Origin of the sequence: Pseudomonas sp. CCNWLW23, assembly GCF_037095675.1 — a bacterium.
Taxonomy (GTDB): Bacteria; Pseudomonadota; Gammaproteobacteria; order Pseudomonadales; family Pseudomonadaceae; genus Aquipseudomonas; species Aquipseudomonas atacamensis.
The window spans coordinates 20,730-36,677 of sequence record NZ_JBAWKM010000023.1; the positions used below are offsets into that span (position 1 = coordinate 20,730).

General features: G+C 61.0%; 11 protein-coding genes. All 11 read left to right on the plus strand.

Annotated elements, in window-relative coordinates; translation table 11 throughout:
* Positions 1 to 183 precede the first annotated feature (183 nt).
* Positions 184 to 1,077, plus strand: coding sequence for a tRNA glutamyl-Q(34) synthetase GluQRS (gene gluQRS, locus V8J63_RS23535; RefSeq protein WP_130927871.1), 894 nt, complete (start codon positions 184 to 186; stop codon positions 1,075 to 1,077).
* A 77-nt stretch (positions 1,078 to 1,154) separates the two neighbouring features.
* Complete coding sequence (locus V8J63_RS23540) at positions 1,155 to 1,331, plus strand: hypothetical protein (RefSeq protein ID WP_003176118.1); 177 nt, start codon at positions 1,155 to 1,157, stop codon at positions 1,329 to 1,331.
* Positions 1,315 to 4,269, plus strand: coding sequence for a sensor histidine kinase (locus V8J63_RS23545; RefSeq protein WP_024014332.1), 2,955 nt, complete (start codon positions 1,315 to 1,317; stop codon positions 4,267 to 4,269). The genes V8J63_RS23540 and V8J63_RS23545 overlap by 17 nt, the downstream gene beginning before the upstream one ends.
* A 22-nt stretch (positions 4,270 to 4,291) precedes the next feature.
* Positions 4,292 to 5,728, plus strand: coding sequence for a sigma-54-dependent transcriptional regulator (locus V8J63_RS23550; RefSeq protein ID WP_039761623.1), 1,437 nt, complete (start codon positions 4,292 to 4,294; stop codon positions 5,726 to 5,728).
* A 733-nt stretch (positions 5,729 to 6,461) separates the two neighbouring features.
* Positions 6,462 to 7,862 (plus strand): polynucleotide adenylyltransferase PcnB, encoded by a 1,401-nt coding sequence (locus V8J63_RS23555; RefSeq protein WP_016773164.1) that lies wholly within the window; start codon positions 6,462 to 6,464, stop codon positions 7,860 to 7,862.
* Between the two features lie 3 nt (positions 7,863 to 7,865).
* Positions 7,866 to 8,351 carry a 2-amino-4-hydroxy-6-hydroxymethyldihydropteridine diphosphokinase gene (folK, locus tag V8J63_RS23560; RefSeq protein WP_336464690.1) on the plus strand — a complete coding sequence of 162 codons (486 nt, stop codon included), beginning with the start codon at positions 7,866 to 7,868 and terminating at the stop codon, positions 8,349 to 8,351.
* 435 nt (positions 8,352 to 8,786) lie between these two features.
* Entirely contained in the window at positions 8,787 to 9,587 is an 801-nt protein-coding gene (gene panB, locus V8J63_RS23565) for a 3-methyl-2-oxobutanoate hydroxymethyltransferase (RefSeq protein ID WP_016773162.1), read from the plus strand.
* On the plus strand, positions 9,584 to 10,444 hold the full coding sequence (gene panC, locus V8J63_RS23570) for a pantoate--beta-alanine ligase (protein WP_125925992.1): 861 nt from the start codon (positions 9,584 to 9,586) through the stop codon (positions 10,442 to 10,444). The genes panB and panC overlap by 4 nt, the downstream gene beginning before the upstream one ends.
* A gap of 347 nt (positions 10,445 to 10,791) precedes the next feature.
* Positions 10,792 to 12,456: a glucose-6-phosphate isomerase gene (gene pgi, locus V8J63_RS23575; RefSeq protein WP_016773160.1), complete on the plus strand. Its 1,665-nt coding sequence runs from the start codon at positions 10,792 to 10,794 to the stop codon at positions 12,454 to 12,456.
* A 200-nt stretch (positions 12,457 to 12,656) separates the two neighbouring features.
* On the plus strand, positions 12,657 to 14,594 hold the full coding sequence (gene acs, locus V8J63_RS23580; protein WP_110603187.1) for an acetate--CoA ligase: 1,938 nt from the start codon (positions 12,657 to 12,659) through the stop codon (positions 14,592 to 14,594).
* Positions 14,595 to 14,728: 134 nt separating this feature from the next.
* On the plus strand, positions 14,729 to 15,745 hold the full coding sequence (locus tag V8J63_RS23585; RefSeq protein ID WP_336464691.1) for a class I SAM-dependent rRNA methyltransferase: 1,017 nt from the start codon (positions 14,729 to 14,731) through the stop codon (positions 15,743 to 15,745).
* The last annotated feature ends 203 nt before the right edge of the window (positions 15,746 to 15,948 follow it).

The following is a 15,948-nucleotide window of genomic DNA, read 5'->3' on the forward strand; positions in this document are numbered from 1 at the left end:
CGAACGCTCCGTTTTTGTTTCTGTGTTTTGCCCACGGAACCTGCTTCTGCCTCTGTGGCAGCGAGCCTGCTCGCGAAAGCGTCCCTTCAGACAGCTCATTATTGACTGACCCAGCGCTTTCGCGAGCAGGCTCGCTCCCACAGGGGTAACCTGCTTAAATTCTGAATAGCCTTTATCGCCTCCATGACTGCCAAATCCCCCGCCTACATCGGCCGCTTCGCCCCCACCCCCAGTGGCCACCTGCACTTCGGTTCGCTGGTCGCTGCGTTGGCGTCTTACCTCGACGCCCGCTCCGTCGGTGGGCGCTGGCTGGTGCGCATGGAAGATCTCGATCCGCCGCGCGAAGAGCCCGGTGCACAAGCGGCGATTCTCAAGGCGCTGGAAAGCTACGGTTTCGAATGGGACGGCGAAATGGTCCGCCAAAGCGATCGACACGCGGCTTATGCCGAAGTGCTCGATAGCTTGTTCAATCATGGCCTGGCCTACGCCTGCACCTGCTCGCGCAAACAACTGGAGCCCTATCACGGGATTTATCCGGGGTTTTGCCGCAATGCCGGGCATGAACAGCACGACGCCGCGATCCGCCTGCGCGTGCCGGAGCTGGAATACCACTTCATCGATCGCGTGCAGGGCGAATACCGCCAGCACCTGGGCCGCGACGTAGGCGACTTCGTCATCCGTCGGCGCGATGGTCTCTACGCCTATCAACTCGCGGTGGTACTCGATGACGCCTGGCAAGGCATTACCGATATTGTGCGTGGCGCCGATCTGCTCGATTCGACGCCGCGTCAGCTGTACCTGCAAGAACTGCTCGGTCTGAAACAGCCGCGTTATCTGCACTTGCCGCTGATCACCCAGCCGGACGGCAACAAACTCGGCAAGTCCTACCGCTCGCCGCCGCTCGAAGCCGATCAGGCCACGCCGTTGCTGCTGCGGGCCTTGCGCGCGCTGGGGCAGAATCCCGGCACCGAACTGGCTCACGCTTCGCCGGGCGAACTGCTGGCCTGGGGCAGCGCGCATTGGGATGCCGACGGGATCCCGCGCACACTGACCCTGCCCGAAGCGCAACTGCAATGACGACACTTGCAGTCGCGCGCCCATCCGTTACCATCGCCGCACGTTTTCGGGCACGCGCATAAAAAAGAGAGGCCGGGATGTACATCTATCGCTTGGTCCTGCTTCTGGTCGTCGGGATCTACCTGTTCTCCCCCGCCATCATGGATTGGTGGATCGACGCGACGGGCGCCTGGTATCGCCCTTATCTGCTCTGGCTGATCCTGATTGTCGTGACCTTCATCCTGCAGAGCCAAAAAGATGCCGATGAGCTTTAGCCTGACCCAGATGATCCTGATCAGCGCCGCGTACCTGGCGGCGTTGTTCGGCGTTGCCTGGGTCAGCGAACGGGGCATGATCCCGCGCGCGATCATTCGCCACCCGTTGACCTACACCCTGTCGCTGGGGGTTTACGCCAGCGCCTGGGCGTTCTACGGCACGGTGGGCCTGGCCTATCAGTACGGTTACGGCTTTCTGTCCAGTTATCTCGGCGTGTCCGGTGCATTCCTGCTGGCGCCGGTGCTGCTCTATCCGATCCTGAAGATCACCCGCACCTATCAACTGTCGTCGCTGGCCGATCTGTTTGCCTTCCGCTTTCGCAGCACCTGGGCCGGTGCGCTGACCACGATTTTCATGCTGATTGGCGTCTTGCCATTGCTTGCCTTGCAGATTCAGGCCGTGGCCGACTCGATCGGCATTCTCACCGGCGAACGTGTGCAGAGCCGCGTGGCGCTGGCGTTCTGTGCGCTGATCATTCTGTTCACGATTTTCTTCGGTTCCCGGCACATCGCCACGCGCGAGAAACATGAAGGGCTGGTGTTCGCGATTGCCTTCGAATCAATCATCAAACTGATCGCTCTCGGCGGCGTTGGCCTGTACGCGCTGTATGGTGTGTTCGACGGCCCGCAACAGCTCGAACTGTGGCTGCTGCAAAACCAGACCGCCCTCGCCGCCCTGCACACGCCGTTGCAGGAAGGTCCGTGGCGCACGCTGCTGCTGGTGTTCTTTGCCTCGGCGATCGTGATGCCGCACATGTATCACATGACCTTTACGGAAAACCTCAATCCGCGCTCGCTGGTCAGCGCCAGTTGGGGCCTGCCGTTGTTTCTGCTGTTGATGAGTCTCGCCGTACCGCTGATCCTCTGGGCCGGGCTGAAACTCGGCGCCACCACCGACCCGGAATATTTCACCCTCGGCATCGGCATTGCCGCCAACAGCAAACCGCTGGCTTTGCTCGCCTATGTCGGTGGCCTGTCCGCCGCCAGTGGCCTGATCATCGTCACCACCCTGGCCCTGTCGGGCATGGCGCTGAACCATCTGGTGCTGCCGCTTTATCAACCGCCGGCCGAAGGCAATATCTACCGCTGGCTGAAATGGACCCGTCGGGCGCTGATCGTGGCGATCATCATGGCCGGCTTCGGCTTCTACCTGATGCTCGGCGTCGAGCAGGATCTGGCCAACCTCGGCATCGTCGCGTTCGTGGCGACCCTGCAATTTCTGCCCGGGGTGTTGTCGGTGTTGTACTGGCCCACCGCCAACCGCCGCGGCTTCATTGCCGGTCTGCTGGCGGGGATCACGGTCTGGGTGGTGACCATGCTGCTGCCGCTGGTCGGCAATCTGCAGGGCTTCTATATCCCGCTGCTGAACATGATCTACGTGCTCGACGACACCAGTTGGCACATGGCGGCCATCGCCTCGCTGGCGGCCAACGTGCTGATGTTCACCCTGATCTCACTGTTCACCAACGCCAGCCCGGAAGAAGCCAGCGCCGCCGAAGCCTGTGCGGTGGATAACGTGCGGCGCCCGCAACGCCGCGAACTGCACGCCGCCTCGCCGCAGGAATTCGCCACGCAACTGGCCAAACCGCTCGGCGCCAAGGCTGCGCAGAAAGAAGTCGAGCAAGCGCTGCGCGACTTGTATCTGCCCTTCGATGAACGCCGGCCCTATGCCTTGCGCCGGTTGCGCGACCGCATTGAGGCCAACCTGTCCGGCCTGATGGGCCCGAGCGTTGCGCAGGATATGGTGGAAACCTTCCTGCCCTATAAGGCTGGCGGCGAAAACTACGTCACCGAAGACATTCACTTCATTGAAAGCCGTCTCGAGGATTACCACTCGCGCCTCACCGGCCTGGCCGCCGAGCTCGATGCCCTGCGCCGCTACCACCGCCAGACCTTGCAGGAACTGCCGATGGGCGTCTGCTCGCTGGCCAAGGATCAGGAGATCCTGATGTGGAACAAGGCGATGGAAGAGCTGACCGGCATCGCCGCACAGCGAGTGGTCGGTTCTCGCTTGAGCACCATCGCCAACCCGTGGAAAGAACTGCTGCAAGGCTTTATCAACCTGCCCGACGAGCATTTGCACAAACAGCATCTGGCCCTCGATGGTCAGACCCGCTGGCTGAATCTGCACAAAGCGGCAATCGACGAGCCGTTGGCCCCGGGTAACAGTGGCCTGGTGTTACTGGTCGAGGATCTGACCGAAACGCAGATGCTCGAAGATAAACTGGTGCATTCCGAACGGCTGGCCAGCATCGGTCGACTCGCAGCGGGTGTGGCCCACGAAATCGGCAACCCGATCACCGGCATCGCCTGCCTGGCGCAGAACCTGCGCGAAGAGCGCGAAGACGACGGCGAGCTGACGGAAATCAGCGGGCAGATTCTCGAGCAGACCAAACGCGTCTCGCGCATCGTCCAGTCGCTGATGAGCTTCGCCCATGCCGGCAGTCATCAGCACAACGACGAACCGGTGTGTCTGGCCGAAGTCGCGCAGGACGCCATCGGCCTGCTGGCGCTGAACCGACGCAATTTCGAAGTGCAGTTCTACAACCTGTGCGATCCCGACCATTGGGTCGAAGGCGACCCGCAACGGCTTGCCCAGGTGCTGATCAATCTGCTCTCCAACGCCCGCGACGCCTCGCCGCCGCACAGTGCGGTACGGGTCAAGAGCGAAGCCGGCGAACACACGGTCGATCTGATCGTCGAAGACGAAGGCAGTGGCATTCCGTCGAGCATCATGGACCGATTGTTCGAACCTTTCTTCACCACCAAGGATCCGGGTGAAGGCACCGGTCTGGGCCTTGCACTGGTCTATTCCATCGTTGAAGAGCATTATGGACAAATCACCATCGACAGCCCGGCTGATGTACAAAGCCAACGCGGCACCCGTATCCGGGTGACCTTACCGCGTCATGTCGAAGCGACGTCCGCTGTGAACTGAGACCGTCGAGAGTATCGAATCAATGCCGCACATTTTGATCGTCGAAGACGAAACCATTATCCGCTCCGCCTTGCGCCGCCTGCTGGAACGCAACCAGTACCAGGTCAGCGAAGCCGGATCAGTGCAGGAAGCACAAGAACGCTTCACCATTCCTACGTTCGATCTGATCGTCAGCGACCTGCGCCTGCCGGGCGCTCCGGGCACCGAGCTGATCAAGCTCGGCCAGGGCACACCGGTGCTGATCATGACCAGTTACGCCAGCCTGCGCTCGGCGGTCGACTCGATGAAAATGGGCGCGGTCGATTACATCGCCAAGCCGTTCGACCACGATGAAATGCTCCAGGCGGTTGCGCGGATCCTGCGCGATCGCCAGTCGGCGCCGGCTGCCGGCGAAGCTACGGCGAGCAAGCCTGCCGCTGGCAATGGCAAAGCTGCTGTGGATAACAGCAATGGTGAAATTGGCATCATCGGCTCCTGCCCACCGATGCAGGACCTGTACAGCAAGATCCGCAAAGTCGCGCCAACCGATTCCAACGTGTTGATTCAGGGTGAGTCCGGTACCGGTAAGGAACTGGTGGCCCGCGCCCTGCACAATCTGTCGAAACGCGCCAAGGCGCCGATGATTTCGGTGAACTGCGCGGCGATTCCGGAAAGCCTGATCGAATCAGAACTGTTCGGCCACGAGAAAGGCGCGTTCACCGGCGCCAGCGCCGGTCGTGCCGGTCTGGTTGAAGCGGCGGACGGCGGCACCTTGTTTCTCGATGAGATCGGCGAACTGCCCCTCGAAGCCCAGGCTCGCTTGCTGCGGGTTCTGCAGGAGGGCGAAATTCGCCGCGTAGGTTCGGTGCAGTCACAGAAAGTCGATGTGCGCCTGATCGCTGCAACTCACCGCGATCTGAAGAGCCTGGCGAAAATCGGCCAGTTCCGTGAAGACCTTTATTACCGTCTGCACGTGATTGCCCTGAAGCTGCCGCCTTTGCGCGAGCGTGGCGCCGACGTCAACGAAATCGCCAATGCCTTCCTCGCTCGCCAGAGCGCGCGGATCAATCGCACCGACCTGAAATTCGCCGCCGATGCCGAACAGGCGATCCGGCACTATTCCTGGCCGGGTAACGTGCGTGAGCTGGAAAACGCCGTCGAGCGCGCGGTGATTCTCAGCGAAAGCCCGGAGATCTCGGCCGACCTGCTGGGCATCGACATCGAGCTGAGCGATCTGGAAGACGACGAGTTCATCGGTCTGCCGCCGCAAACCGGCGGTAACGCCAGCAACAGCAGCCATGAGCCGACCGAGGATCTGTCGCTGGAGGATTACTTCCAGCACTTCGTCCTCGAGCATCAGGACCACATGACCGAGACCGAACTGGCACGCAAACTGGGCGTCAGCCGCAAATGCCTGTGGGAACGCCGCCAGCGTCTGGGCATTCCACGGCGCAAGACCGGGGTCGCCAGCGAGAGCTGAGCGTTACCCACCGCGTGCGCGGGTAACGCATGACAATGTGAAAAAACTGTTACCGCAGTCGATTCACGTAACAGAAGCCGGGGTTATCGGTAACGAAACCCCGGCTTTTTTTCGCCCCTGCAAAACGGTTATATCGATCTAACCCCTTGTTTTACTGGGCGAGACAAAAGTTGGCACGCACCCTGCTATATGTTTGGTACAAGAACAATAACAAGCAATGCACAAGACAATAAAAATAAGACGAATCGACTCACGCACAATAAAAACAAGACGGCGAGAGGCGCAGCTAACTGATTCTTTTGGAGAGGCGTTGTATTTGGGGCTTGCCCCACGACCAGGCCGAGAACAACAAAAACTGTCCTAAGACAGAGCCTGTACTGGTTGGATCGACAGATCACTGCAATTCAGCGACCAAAGCAATCCGTTTGCTCTTGGCTCCCGATTGGGAGGGTCACGAAGGAAACACTTCGTGGCGAGGGCACTCAACAAAAACAAGAAGCCCGAATCAATAATAAAAAGAGCACGCAACTACTTCTTGGGGAGCTTCGGCTCCCCTTGTAGTTTCTCCCTTCCGTGAAATCCCCCCGTTTTCCTCGCTCGACCCTTGTAGCTTGGGGCTTGCAGCTCATATCTGCCGCGTCCTACACCATCCCCCGACTAAATGCTAGAATCTGCGCCCATCATGCGGTCATTCTTTTGGTATGGCCGAACATTCCTTCAAACAGTGCATCCCATGCTGAAGAAGCTGTTCCAGTCATTCCGAACTCCCGTGCGTCGTACGCAACACATCCGCAGCACCCCTGAAGTGCTCAACAGCGGCCAACATTCGCTGCAGAAAACGCAGTTCAGCCGCTATGCGGTGAATATCGTCGAACGCCTGCAAGGTGCCGGTTACCAGGCTTATCTGGTCGGTGGTTGCGTGCGTGACATGCTGCTGGGCATCACGCCCAAGGACTTCGACGTCGCCACCAGCGCCACCCCCGAGCAGGTGCGGGCCGAATTCCGCAATGCGCGAATCATCGGCCGCCGGTTCAAGCTGGTGCACATCCATTTCGGTCGCGAAATCATTGAAGTCGCGACCTTCCGCGCCAATCACCCGGTCAACGAAGACGACGAAGACAGCAACCAGTCTTCGCGCAACGAGAGCGGGCGCATTCTGCGCGACAACGTCTACGGCACCCTGGAAGAAGACGCGCAACGTCGCGACTTCACCATCAACGCCCTGTATTACGACCCGGTCAGCGAGCGCATTCTCGATTACGCCAATGGCGTGCACGACATCCGCAATCACCTGATCCGCCTGATCGGCGACCCCAAGCAGCGTTACCAGGAAGACCCGGTGCGCATGCTGCGGGCCGTGCGTTTCGCCGCCAAGCTCAACTTCGGCATCGAGAAGCACACCGTGCAGCCGATCCGTGAGCTGGCGCCGATGCTGCGCGAGATTCCGTCGGCGCGACTGTTCGAAGAAGTGCTCAAGCTGTTCCTCTCCGGGCACGGCGCGATCACCTTTGAAATGCTGGTTGATCTGCAACTGTTCGCCCCGCTGTTCCCGGCCAGTGCCGAGGCGCTGGAATACAATCCGGAATACACCCACACGCTGATCAGCGAAGCACTGACCAACACCGACCTGCGCATCAAGCAGAACAAACCGGTGACCCCGGCGTTCCTCTTTGCCGCCCTGCTCTGGCCGGCGCTGCCGGCGCGAGTGTTGCGTCTGCAGGAACGTGGCATGCCGCCGATTCCGGCGATGCAGGAAGCCGCTCACGAACTGATTGCCGAGCAGTGCCAGCGCATCGCGATTCCGAAGCGCTTCACCATGCCGATCCGCGAAATCTGGGACATGCAGGAACGCCTGCCACGGCGCAGTGGCAAACGCGCCGATCTGTTGCTGGACAACCCGCGCTTCCGTGCCGGTTACGATTTCCTCCTGCTGCGTGAAAGCGCCGGCGAGGAGACCGATGGCCTCGGCGAATGGTGGACCGATTATCAGGACGCCAATGACAGCGAGCGTCGCGACATGATCCGCGACCTCAGCGGCAAGGGCGACGATGCCAGCGGCGCACCGCGCAAACGTCGCCGCAGCGGCGGTTCCAAGCGCAAGCGCGCCGGTGCTTCGAGCGCGACGGGCGAGTAAGCGATGGAACGCATCTACATCGGCCTGGGCAGCAACCTCGCTGACCCGGCCGACCAGTTGCGCAGCGCCATCGCGGCGCTGGGCCAATTGCCGCAGACACGTCTTGCCGGCGTCTCAGCCTTTTATCAAAGCGATTCGCTGCTGCCGGGCCAGCCGCGTTACACCAATGCCGTCGCCGCCCTCGACAGTTCGCTCGCACCGATCGAGCTGCTCGACGCCTTGCAAGCGATCGAAAACGCTCAGGGCCGCGAGCGTCTTGAGCGCTGGGGGCCTCGCACGCTGGATCTGGATATTCTGCTGTTCGGCGATCGCCTGATCGATGAGCCACGGCTGAAGGTCCCGCATTACCAGATTCAGGAGCGGGCGTTCGTTCTCTATCCCTTGGCTGAGCTGGCGCCGCAGGATCTGCGTCTCGCCGATGGCCGCACGCTGACAGACCTGCTGACCGCCTGCCCGTTCGTCGGCCTTGAACGCCTCTCCCAGCCCTGACAAAAATCTTCTGTGAAATGTGGCTGTGTGGCGAGGGGATTTATCCCCGTTGGGTCGCGGAGCGGCCCCATGTTGTGTACAGCTAGTTCAGATTTGGGCCTGCTTCGCAGTCCAACGGGGATAAATCCCCTCGCCACAGGTCACCTGCCAATTTCCAGTTTTTGTCAGACAAAAATCCCCCGAATCAGGCCCGCCGCGCCGCTGAATCGCATCAGTAACGCCGGTAACACCGCCCGCGTAACAATGCGGTAACACACGCAATTGACTTCCTGTTGGCTCATCACGACTATAGGCGTCCCGCTGCCGCCAACCCGGTATGAACGGGCGCAATCCAGGCCTTTCAAAGCACGACACAAGACCGTGCGCCTGAGTAGATGAAGAATCACGCGCGTGACTCGCAGCAGTTTCCAGAGCGCCTGAACGAGGATTTTTTACATGCCAGCCATCACCCTGACCACGCTCCAGAGCCTCAAGCAGAAAGGTGAAAAAATCACCATGCTGACCTGCTATGACGCGACCTTCGCCCACGCCTGCAACGAGGCCGGTGTCGAAGTGCTGCTGGTCGGCGACTCCCTCGGCATGGTTCTGCAGGGTCATGACAGCACCCTGCCGGTGACCACGGCGGAAATGGCCTATCACGTCGCCAGCGTCAAGCGTGGCAATGGCGATGCCCTGATCCTCGCCGACCTGCCGTTCATGGCCAACGCCACCCTCGAACAGACCATGACCAACAGCGCCATGCTGATGCAGGCCGGCGCGCACATGGTCAAGGTCGAAGGTCAGCTGTGGCTGGCGGAGTCGATCCGCCTGCTCGCCGAGCGCGGTGTGCCGGTGTGTGCGCACATGGGCCTGACCCCGCAAGCAGTGAACATTCTCGGTGGCTATAAAGTGCAGGGCCGCAACGAGAATCAGGCGCGGCAGATGCGTGCCGATGCGATCGCGCTGGAGCAGGCCGGTGCGGCCATGCTGTTGCTCGAGTGCGTGCCGAGCGAACTGGCGGCAGAAATCAGCCAGGCCGTGGGCATTCCGGTGATCGGTATCGGTGCCGGCAACGCCACCGACGGCCAGGTGCTGGTATTGCACGACATGCTCGGCCTGTCGATCACCGGCCGCGTACCCAAATTCGTCAAAAACTTCATGCAAGGTCAGGACAGCATCCAGTCCGCGCTGAAGGCTTACGTCAGCGAAGTCAAAGCCACCACGTTCCCCGGCATCGAACACGGATTCTCTGCATGAACACCGTCAAAACCGTACGCGAACTGCGCGCCGCCGTCGCCCGCGCGCGCAGTGAAGGCAAGCGCATCGGCTTAGTGCCGACCATGGGCAACCTGCACAGCGGCCACGTCGCCCTGATCACCAAAGCTACCCAGCGAGTCGATTTCGTGGTTGCGAGTATTTTCGTCAACCCGCTGCAATTCGGCGCCGGCGAAGACCTCGACAAATACCCGCGCACCCTCGCTGCCGATCAGGAAAAACTCCTCGAAGCCGGTTGCGACCTGCTGTTTGCGCCGACGGTTGAAGAGATGTACCCGGACGGCATGGCCGGGCAAACCCGGGTCAGCGTGCCGCAATTGTCCGAAGGCCTGTGTGGCGCCAGCCGTCCGGGGCACTTCGAAGGTGTGGCGACGGTGGTCAGCAAGCTGTTCAACATGGTCCAGCCGGACCTGGCGATTTTCGGCCAGAAGGATTACCAGCAACTGGCGGTGATCCGCGCGCTGGTGCATGACCTGAACATGCCGATCCAGATCATCGGCGAGCCGACCGTGCGTGCAGCGGATGGCTTGGCGCTGTCGTCGCGCAACGGCTTCCTCAATGAAGACCAGCGCGCCGTGGCACCGGTGGTGTATCGCGTGCTGAGCAGCATTGCCGAAGCGATCAAGCAAGGTGAGCGCGATTACCCGGCGCTGATCACTGCGCAGTTGCAGGTGCTGGAAGCGGCGGGGCTGCGTCCGGACTATCTGGAAATCCGTCATGGCCTGACGTTGCGTCCGGCGACGGCGGAGGATCGCGATCTGGTGATTCTGGCAGCGGCGTTCCTCGGCACCACGCGGCTGATCGACAACCTGCACCTGAATCTCGATAGCCCGATTTAAGCAGCAACGAATTTCCCTGTGGGAGCGAGCCTGCTCGCCAAGGCGGTGTATGAGCGACTTATAAGTTGCCTGACACCACGCCTTCGCGAGCAGGCTCGCTCCCACAGGTGTTTTCGGCGCATGCCGGTTGGGCGAAAGTGTTCCGGGCACCTCCGTTTGTCGGCCAGATTCTTCAACGGATGTTAAAAAAGTACAGGGATCTGGTCAGACAAAGTCAAGACAGAACGCAGCGCGAGGTTTACTGTATTCGCCCTGTGTCTCGACGCAGTTGATCCCATGCGCTAAAACTCGTGGTTGATCTGTACCGTGTTCAAAAGGCCGTTCAAGTAAAAAGGAAAACCGCAGCGATGGCGTACTACCGCACTCCTCACGACGTTACCGCTCTGCCCGCCTGGCAAGCGTTGAAAGATCACCGCCAAGCCATGCAGGATTTCAGCATGCGCGAAGCCTTCAACGCCGATCCGCAGCGCTTCAATCAGTTCACCCTCAGTAGCTGCGGTCTGTTTCTCGACTATTCGAAGAATTTGATCAACGCCGAGACCCGCAACCTGCTCGTGGGCCTGGCCAATGAAGTCGATCTGAAGGGCGCGATCAAAGCGCTGTTCGACGGCGAAATCGTCAACGCCTCCGAAGGCCGCCCGGCACTGCACACCGCCCTGCGCCGCCCGGTCGGCGACAAATTGTCGGTCAACGGCGTCAACGTGATGCCGGAAGTGCACAAGGTGCTGAACCAGATCACCGATCTGGTCGGCCGCATCCACGATGGCTTGTGGCGCGGTTACACCGAGAAGCCGATCACTGACGTGGTCAACATCGGCATCGGTGGTTCGTTCCTCGGTCCTGAGCTGGTCTCCGAAGCACTGCTGTCCTACGCGCAGAAAGGCGTACGTTGCCACTATCTGGCAAACATCGACGGCAGCGAATTCCACGAGCTGACGCAGAAACTGCGCGCCGAGACCACGCTGTTCATCGTTTCGTCGAAGTCGTTCAACACTCTCGAAACGTTGAAAAACGCGCAGGCCGCACGCGCCTGGTACCTGGCGCAGGGCGGCTCGGAAGCCGAGCTGTATCGCCACTTCATCGCTGTGTCGAGCAACAACGCCGCCGCTGTGGCTTTCGGTATCCGCGAAGAAAACATCTTCCCGATGTGGGACTGGGTCGGCGGGCGCTACTCGCTGTGGTCGGCGATCGGTTTGCCGATTGCGCTGGCCATCGGCATGTCCAACTTCAAGGAACTGCTGTCCGGTGCCTACACCATGGACCAGCATTTCCAGACCGCGCCGTTCGAACAGAACATGCCGGTGCTGCTGGCCCTGCTCGGCGTCTGGTATGGCAACTTCTGGGGTGCGCAAAGCCACGCGATCCTGCCGTACGACCACTACCTGCGCAACATCACCAAGCACTTGCAACAGCTGGACATGGAGTCCAACGGCAAGAGCGTGCGTCAGGACGGCACCTCGGTGTCGACCGATACCGGCCCGGTGATCTGGGGCGGCGTCGGCTGCAACGGTCAGCACGCTTACCACCAGTTGCTGCACCAGGGCACCCAACTGATCCCGGCCGACTTCATCGTGCCGATCGTCAGCTTCAACCCGGTTTCCGACCATCACCAGTGGCTGTACGCCAACTGCCTGTCGCAGAGCCAGGCGCTGATGCTCGGCAAGACCCTGCCGGAAGCTGAAGCCGAACTGCGCGACAAAGGCATGGGCGAAGACGACGTGCGCAAACTTGCGCCGCACAAGGTGATCCCGGGCAATCGTCCGAGCAACACCCTGGTGGTCGAACGCATCAGCCCGCGTCGCCTCGGCGCGCTGGTTGCGATGTATGAGCACAAAGTGTTCGTGCAAAGCGTGGTCTGGGGCATCAACGCCTTCGACCAGTGGGGTGTGGAACTGGGCAAGGAATTGGGCAAAGGCGTCTACAACCGTCTGGTCGGCAGCGACGAGACCGTGGCTGACGATGCCTCGACTCAGGGCCTGATCAACTACTTCCGCGGGCGTCATCGCGGCTGATAAAAGCCTTCGGGCACAACGCTGTTCCCCTGTGGGAGCGAGCCTGCTCGCGAAATCGGTGCGTCATTCAACACTGTGTTGACTGATCCGCCGCCTTCGCGAGCAAGCTCGCTCCCACAGTTGTTTTGGCGCATGACTTGAACCTGTGCAGCGCTCGGCGCATCTTTATTCGTGTCGCACCACAAGAATAAGGAACCGTCATGTTCGATATCAGCACGTTCCCCAAAGCCGATGCCGTGCGCCAGGCCGCTCAGTTGAGCCAGGACGAGTATCGGCGCCTGTACCGCGAATCGATTGAGCACCCCAGCGCCTTCTGGGCCGAGCAGGCCACGCGTTTCCTCGATTGGAGCACGCCGTGGCAGACCGTTCAGCGCTATGACCTGAAAACCGGTGAAGCGGCCTGGTTTGCCGGCGGCAAGCTCAACGTCAGTTACAACTGCATCGACCGTCACCTCAAGCAACGCGGCGAGCAGACCGCCCTGCTCTGGGAAGGCGATGATCCTGCCGAATCGGCGCAGATCACTTACAACAAACTCCATCACCACGTCTGCCGTCTGGCCAACGTACTGAAAAGCCGTGGCGTGAAGAAAGGCGATCGGGTGTGCATCTACATGCCGATGATCCCCGAAGCCGCCTACGCCATGCTCGCCTGCGCGCGAATCGGCGCAATTCATTCGGTGGTGTTCGGCGGATTTTCCCCGGATTCCCTGCGTGATCGAATCCTCGACGCCGATTGCCGCACCGTGATCACCGCCGATGAGGGCGTGCGCGGCGGCCGCTTCGTGCCGCTGAAAAACAACGTCGACAAAGCCCTGCAAAGTTGCCCGAACGTCAGCACCGTGGTGGTGGTCGAGCGCACTCAGGGCCAGGTCGATTGGGTCGAGGGCCGTGACCTCTGGTACCACCAGGCCGTGCGTGAGGTCAGCGACGACTGCTCGCCGGAACCGATGGACGCCGAAGATCCGCTGTTCATCCTCTACACCTCCGGCAGCACCGGCAAACCCAAAGGCGTGCTGCACACCACCGGCGGCTATCTGCTGCAAGCAGCAATGACCTTCAAGTACGTGCTGGATTACCGCGACGGCGAAGTGTTCTGGTGCACCGCCGACGTCGGCTGGGTCACCGGCCACAGTTACATCGTCTACGGGCCGCTGGCCAACGGTGCGACCACACTGATGTTCGAAGGCGTGCCGAGCTACCCGAGCAGTTCGCGCTTCTGGCAGGTCATCGACAAGCACAAGGTCAACATTTTCTACACCGCACCCACCGCCCTGCGCGCGCTGATGCGCGAAGGCGCCGGACCGTTGAAGGAAACGTCGCGCGCCAGCCTCAGATTGCTCGGCAGCGTCGGTGAGCCGATCAACCCGGAAGCGTGGGAATGGTATTTCAATGCTGTCGGTGAACAGCGCTGCCCGATCGTCGACACCTGGTGGCAGACCGAAACCGGCGGCATCATGCTCAGCCCGCTGGTCAGCGCGCAACGGATCAAACCGGGCTGCGCGACGCAACCGATGTTTGGCGTGCAACCGGTGCTGCTTGACGAAGTCGGCAAGGAAATCAAAGGCGCCGGCAGTGGCGTGCTGGCGATCAAATCGAGCTGGCCGGCGCAGATTCGCAGCGTCTACGGCGATCCGCAGCGGATGATCGACACCTACTTCAAACCCTACCCCGGCTATTACTTCACCGGCGACGGCGCCCGCCGCGACGAGGACGGCGATTACTGGATCACCGGACGCATCGACGATGTGATCAACGTCTCCGGCCACCGCATCGGCACCGCCGAAGTGGAGAGCGCCTTGGTGCTGCACGACAGCATCGCCGAGGCCGCCGTGGTCGGTTATCCCCACGACGTCAAAGGCCAGGGCATCTACGCATTCGTGACGCCAATGAACGGCACCGAGGCCAACGAAGAGCTGAAGAAAGACCTGCTGGCGCATGTCAGCAAGGAGATCGGCAGCTTCGCCAAACCGGACCTGATCCAGTGGGCGCCAGCATTGCCCAAGACCCGTTCGGGCAAGATCATGCGGCGGATTTTGCGCAAGATTGCCTGCAATGAGCTCGACAGCCTTGGCGATACTTCGACCCTGGCAGACCCAAGCGTGGTGCAGGACCTCGTTGATAAACGTTTGAATCAATAGCTTCAAGAGCAGGCTCGCTGCCACAGGTGATCGCATTGCACATGTGGGAGCGAGCCTGCTCGCGAAGGCCATCACGCGATCCCCCGGCAAACTGTTAAACTCCCGCGCCCAATTCCCCTCAGCAAGGCGCCCGCATGTCTTCCTTGAATCAGGCGCTGCGCGCCGCCCTCGATCAACGCCAGGACCTGCTCGCTGCGCTGCACGGCCAGGGCACCGATTGCTATCGGCTGTTCCATGGCAGCCAGGAAGGTGCCGGCGGCCTGACCATCGACCGCTACGGCCCGCAACTGCTGGTGCAGAGTTTTCACCAGACGCTCGAACGTGACGATCTGCTGCAACTGCACGCCATGGTCAACCAGACCCTGGGCTTCGACAGCCTGCTGGTCTACAACGACCGCTCCCGTGGCAACTCGCGGATCGATCGCGAGGACAGCGTTTATAAAGCCGATGACGCCGCACTGGCGGATCTGGTCGGGCATGAATGGGGCCTGAACTACCGCGTGCGCGGGCGTCATGCCGGGCAGGATCCGCTACTGTTCCTCGACCTGCGCAACACCCGTGGCTGGGTCAAGGATCACGCGCAAGGCAAAAGTGTGCTCAACCTGTTCGCCTACACCTGTGGCGTTGGCCTCAGTGCTGCGGCCGGCGGTGCACGTGAGGTGTGCAACCTCGATTTTGCCGAGGGCAATCTGGCGGTCGGTCGCGAGAATGGTTTGCTCAACCCGCAACTGCCGCCGATGCAATTCATTCAGTCCGATTACTTCCCGGCAATCCGCCAGCTCGCCGGCCTGCCGATCAGCCAGCGGCGCGGGCAGAAGCTGCCGAGCTATCAGCGCCTCGAACAACGCCAATACGATCTGGTCCTGCTCGATCCGCCGGCGTGGGCCAAAAGTGCGTTCGGCACCGTCGATTTGCTGCGCGATTATCAGAGCCTGCTCAAACCGGCGCTGCTAACCACCGCTGACAACGGCGTGCTGATCTGCTGCAACAACCTGGCGAAAGTCAGCATGGACGACTGGCGCGAACAAGTGTTGCGCTGCGCCGAAAAGGCCGGCCGCCCGGTGCGCGAATGGAGCGTGATGACCCCGGGTGCCGACTTCCCCTCGCGGGACCAGCAGCCACCCTTGAAGACACTGATTTTGCAGCTCTAATCCCTCAAGCATGAGCGATTACATTCCCCTGTGGGAGCGAGCCTGCTCGCGAAAGCGCAGTGTCAGTCGACTTGTTTTTCACTGAACCAGCGCATTCGCGAGCAGGCTCGCTCCCACCGGGGAGATCTATTCCTACAGAAATTTCTGAACAATCCTGTCCCACATCAAGCACTTCGGAACCAGAATCGCGTGCCATACTCCAA